The following is a 555-nucleotide window of genomic DNA, read 5'->3' as shown; positions in this document are numbered from 1 at the left end:
AGCTGATGCTGATCCGTCACCCACTTTTCAACCAAGTAGCCACCAAACAAACCCGCTAAACACATTTGAATTGAGCCAGACAATGCAGACACCGCCCCAGCTTGCTGCTTATGCGGAGACAACAACAAACTTATCGAAACCGGAAAAGACATCCCTTGCGCAAAACTCAAACACGTGAATGCGACCAGTAACGATGCAACCGTAAACGGCGTCACCAACAGTAAACACCCAGAAAGCGCGACAATCGCAAAGCTCATCAACAGTATTTGCTGTGCTTTATAACGGTTATTGATCAAATTGAGGACGACGCTCCCCATCAACAAACCAGCTGACGGGATAATCATCAAAGAACCATAATCAGCCGCGGTTAAGCCCAATTCTTGCTGCATCAAAAATGGATATAAAGACAGTGTCACTAAGCCAGATAGGTAGCTTAACCAGTTATAACTGGCACTCCCGATAACTTGCTTGTTTGTTAGCAAGTAGAAGTAATTAACCATGACTTGCCTTACCTCGAACTTGCGTTTTGGATACGGCAGCGTTTCTGGCAGGACC

Annotated in this window: 1 protein-coding gene; it reads right to left on the bottom strand. The window is 45.8% G+C overall.

Going from position 1 to position 555, the window contains the following annotated elements:
• Window positions 1-555: MFS transporter (locus R7040_RS29030; protein ID WP_318097980.1), on the bottom strand; the 555-nt coding region annotated here is incomplete at both ends.

The organism is Vibrio sp. 1069 (assembly GCF_033340555.1).
The sequence above is the reverse complement of the archived record's forward strand: the minus strand, read 5'-3'. Positions and strand labels throughout refer to the sequence as shown.